Origin of the sequence: Streptomyces griseorubiginosus (genome assembly GCF_001514195.1) — a bacterium.
GTDB lineage: Bacteria > Actinomycetota > Actinomycetes > Streptomycetales > Streptomycetaceae > Streptomyces > Streptomyces griseorubiginosus.
In genome coordinates, this window is record NZ_KQ948736.1 from 538,718 (window position 1) to 542,791 (window position 4,074).

4 protein-coding genes are annotated in these 4,074 nt (G+C 67.1%); 3 read left to right on the forward strand and 1 reads right to left on the reverse strand.

Going from position 1 to position 4,074, the window contains the following annotated elements:
- From AQJ54_RS15085 to AQJ54_RS15095, 3 genes are all read left to right on the forward strand, one after another.
- Window positions 1–692: CoA transferase (locus AQJ54_RS15085; protein WP_211278536.1), on the forward strand; the 692-nt coding region annotated here is incomplete at its 5' end.
- A 172-nt stretch (window positions 693–864) separates the two neighbouring features.
- The gene (locus AQJ54_RS15090; RefSeq protein WP_062028935.1) at window positions 865–2,256 is read left to right on the forward strand and encodes an OFA family MFS transporter; all 1,392 of its coding nucleotides are present in this window, start codon (window positions 865–867) and stop codon (window positions 2,254–2,256) included.
- Between the two features lies 1 nt (window position 2,257).
- Window positions 2,258–3,673, forward strand: coding sequence for an OFA family MFS transporter (locus tag AQJ54_RS15095; protein ID WP_062237757.1), 1,416 nt, complete (start codon window positions 2,258–2,260; stop codon window positions 3,671–3,673).
- 110 nt (window positions 3,674–3,783) lie between these two features.
- Here the strand turns inward: AQJ54_RS15095 and AQJ54_RS15100 are convergent.
- Window positions 3,784–4,074: FCD domain-containing protein (locus AQJ54_RS15100; protein ID WP_159055523.1), on the reverse strand; the 291-nt coding region annotated here is incomplete at its 5' end.

Below are 4,074 nucleotides of genomic sequence, written 5' to 3' on the forward strand. Positions count from 1 at the left end.
CCGCGCTGTTCCAGCGGGAGAGGACCGGGCGGGGGCAGCGGGTGAACGTGGCGATGCAGCACGCGGTGCTGAACCTGTGCCGGGTCAAGCTGCGCGACCAGCAGCGCCTGGCGCACGGGCCGTTGGCCGAATACCCCAACGAGGACTTCGGCGATGAGGTCCCGCGCTCGGGGAATGCGTCGGGGGGCGGTCAGCCGGGGTGGGCGGTGCGGTGCGCGCCGGGCGGGCCCAACGACTACGTCTACGTCATCGTCCAACCCGTCGGATGGGCACCCCTGGCGGGGCTCATCCGACGGCCGGAACTCGCTGACGATCCTGAATGGGCCACGCCTGAGGCGCGGTTGCCGAAGCTGGCGAAGATGTTCCAGCTGATCGAGGAATGGACGGCGACCCTGCCGAAGTGGCGGGTGCTGGAGGAGCTCAACCGGCACAACATTCCGTGCGGGCCGATCCTGTCCACCCGGGAGATCATCGAGGATGCCTCGCTGGCGGCCAACGACATGATCGTCGAGGTCGAGCATCCCGAACGCGGCACCTTCACCACCGTCGGCAATCCCCTCAAGCTCTCCGACTCCCCCACCACCATCACCACCCCACCCCTCCTCGGCCAGCACAACCAAGAGATCTACATCGGCGAACTGGGTCTCGGCGACGAGGAGTTGCGGCTACTGAAGTCGGGCGGGGTGATCTGACGTGGGGAACCGGAGCCATGTCCACGGCCGGTCGGGCGGTGGTCCATGACGTGACAGAGCACGGGGTGCGGCGGCGGTGCGCGTCGGCGAACCCCGGGATCCGTGCGCGCACGAAAGGAATTTGGACAGGGGGCGCTGGCCAGATCTTTCGACGCAAGGAGTGCTTGAGGCTATGACAACACTCGACTACTCGTCGTCCGCCGCCTTCAGAGAGGTGACGGACCGCAACGGCCGCGTGTACCGGGTCGGTGAGACCGACCGGCACATCATGGGACGGCCACGATGGACCATGGTGCTCTTCCCGTGGATGGGCATGTTGGGCATCAGTTCCTCGGAGTACGCGTTCACGTCGGCCGAGGACACACTGCACGAGGCGCATCTGTGGAGCAGTGGCCACATCTTCTGGCTGATGGGTGTCTGGGTCTTCTTCCAGGCGGCCGTGGCCTTCCCGGCCGGGCAGCTCAGGGAGAGCGGGAAGCTTCCGGCCCGCTACGCGATGATGCTGGGCGCGCTGGGCACCGTCCTCGGCTATCTCTCGCTCGCGTTCGCACCGAACGTGATCGTCGCCTATCTGGGCTTCGGTGTGTGCAGCGGTATCGGTGCCGGTCTCGTCTACGCGACCTGCGTGAACATGGTCGGCAAGTGGTATCCGGAGCGCAAGGGCGGCAAGACCGGCATGGTCAACGGCGGTTTCGCCTACGGCTCGGTGCCCTTCGTCTTCCTGTTCACGTCGTACATGGACCTGAGCAACTACAAGGGCGTCCTGGTGACCGTCGGCCTGGTGTGCTGCTCCGTGGTCGCGTTCGCGGGCTGGTTCTTCAAGGACCCGCCGAAGAACTGGTGGCCGCCGCACGTCGACCCGCTGAGGATGACCGACGACCCGAAGATCCGGCGGGCGCTGGAGAAGAACCCGCCGGCGGTCAAGCAGTACACCCCGAGGGAGGCCGCGCGCACACCCGTCCTGTGGATGATGTGGTTCTGCCTGCTGTGCACGGCCGGCATCAACATCTTCGGCATCGCCTTCCAGGTGCCGTTCGGCAAGGACATGGGCTTCGCCGGCGGGATCGTCGCCACGGCGATGTCGCTGAAGGCGATCGTCAACGGCACCGGGCGCGGGGTGATCGGCTGGATCTCCGACAAGTTCGGGCGCCGCAACACGCTGATCATCGTGTGTCTGGTGCTGGGCACCGCCCAGTTCGGGGTGCTGGTCTCGGGCCAGATGGGCAGCATGCCGTTCTTCCTCTTCTGCTCCATGGTCTCCGGCTTCGGCGGCGGCGCGATCTTCCCGCTGTTCGCCGCGATGACGGCCGACTACTTCGGTGAGAACAACAACGCCTCCAACTACGGCATGGTCTACAGCTCGAAGCTCATCTCGGGGCTCGTGGGCTCCGGGGTCGGCTCGATCGTGGTCGGCGCCTGGGACTACCAGGGCGCGTTCGTGCTGGCCGGCTCGATCGGCCTGGCGTCCGCGGTCCTCGCACTGTTCCTCAAGGCCCCGGGCAGGCCTCGGACCAGCCGCAGGACCGTACCCAACCCGCAACCGCTCGGCGAGGAAATGGCCTGACATGACGGCAGATCCGTACGCAGCACGCAGCGAGACCGACAAGACCGCACACTCCACCGCCGCATCACGTCCCTACCGAGAAGTGACCGACGCCAACGGCCGTGTCTACCGCATCGGCGAGACCGACCGGGACATCCTCGGCCACTCACGCAAGCTCATGGTGTACCTGCCCTGGATCACCATGATGGCCATCAGCGTCTTCGAGTACGCGTACGGCTCGGCCGAGGACACCCTGTCCCACGCCCACGGCTGGACGCAGAGCAACACCTTCTGGATCCTCAGCGTCTGGGTCTTCTTCCAGGCCGGCATCGCCTTCCCGGCGGGCTGGCTGCGGGAGAAGGGCGTCCTGACCGCCCGCAAGGCCATGTACATCGGCTCGGGCATGTGCCTGGTCGGGTTCCTCGCCCTGTCGCACCTGGGCAACGTCTGGCTGGCGATCCTGGGATTCGGCGTCGTCGGAGGAGTCGGCGCCGGACTGGTCTACGCGACCTGCATCAACATGGTCGGCAAGTGGTTCCCCGAACGCCGGGGCGCCAGGACCGGGTTCGTCAACGGCGGCTTCGCGTACGGGTCCCTGCCCTTCATCTTTATCTTCAACTACGGCTTCGACACGGCCAATTACCACCGTGTCCTGGACCTCATCGGCTGCTACATCCTGATCGTGGTCGTGGGATGCGCGTTCTTCTTCAAGGACCCGCCGAAGAACTGGTGGCCCGCGGACATCGACCCGCTGACCTACGGCGGCAACGGCAAGGGCGCCGTCGCGCTGGCCAAGAACCCTCCCGCCGTACGGCAGTTCACGCCGAGGGAGGCCGTCAGGACCGGCATGCTCCCCCTCATGTGGATCGCCCTCGTGATGACGGCGGGAGTGTCGATCTTCGGGATCTCCTTCCAGGTCGACTACGCGAAGGAGGTGGGCTTCGGCCCGCTGGTGGCGGCCTCGTCGATGGGTGTCATGGCGGTCATCAACGGCATCGGGCGGGGCGTGGTGGGCTGGCTGTCCGACAAGTGGGGCCGCAAGTCCACGCTGGTGTTCGTGATCGTCGTCCTGGGGCTCGCGCAGTTCGGCGTGATCTGGGCGGGTGACGTCAGGAGCGAGTCGCTGTTCCTGTTCTTCGCGTTCCTGTCCGGGTTCGGCGGCGGCGCGTTCTACCCGCTGTTCGCGGCGCTCACCCCGGACTACTTCGGGGAGAACTTCAACGCCTCCAACTACGGGCTGGTGTACAGCGGCAAGCTGATCAGCGGCCTGTTCGGCGGCGGGCTCGGTTCGATGGTCGTCGCGGCGTGGGGTTACGACGGCGCGTACGCCCTGGCCGGCGCCACCTCGATGCTCGCGGCGGGGATCGCTCTGCTGCTGCGGCAGCCGGGTCGGCCCAGGAGCCGTGAGGTGGCACCCCAGCCACAACCCGCGGCCTGAGCAAGGCCGTTCGGACATCAGGCGAGCCGTTCGGACATCAGGCGGCCCTTCCCCGGCCAACGGCAAGGGGAAGGGCCGCCTGATCCGGCCTGCCGGTCGCTTCGCGCGGGCTACTTCTCGCGCTGGTGGTACATCTCCCGGGTGTGCTCGGTGTGTTGCCGCATGACGGCGGTGGCACGCTGTTCGTCCCGGTCGGTGATCGCGGCGATCAACTCCCGGTGCTCGATCCACGACTGCCGACCACGCTGCCGGGCGATCGGCGTGTAATACCACCGCACCCGACGATCCACCTGCCCCGCCAACTCCGCCAGCACCGCATTGCCCGCCAACTCCATCACCTTGGCGTGGAAACGGGCGTTCAGCGCCACCGCGGCATCGACATCGTCCGCGGCAACGGCCTT

Excerpts from the sequence above, each read along its gene's own strand:
- AQJ54_RS15090 (WP_062028935.1), top strand. The coding sequence starts at position 865 with ATGACAACACTCGACTACTCGTCGTCCGCCGCCTTCAGAGAGGTGACG.
- AQJ54_RS15095 (WP_062237757.1), top strand. The coding sequence starts at position 2,258 with ATGACGGCAGATCCGTACGCAGCACGCAGCGAGACCGACAAGACCGCA.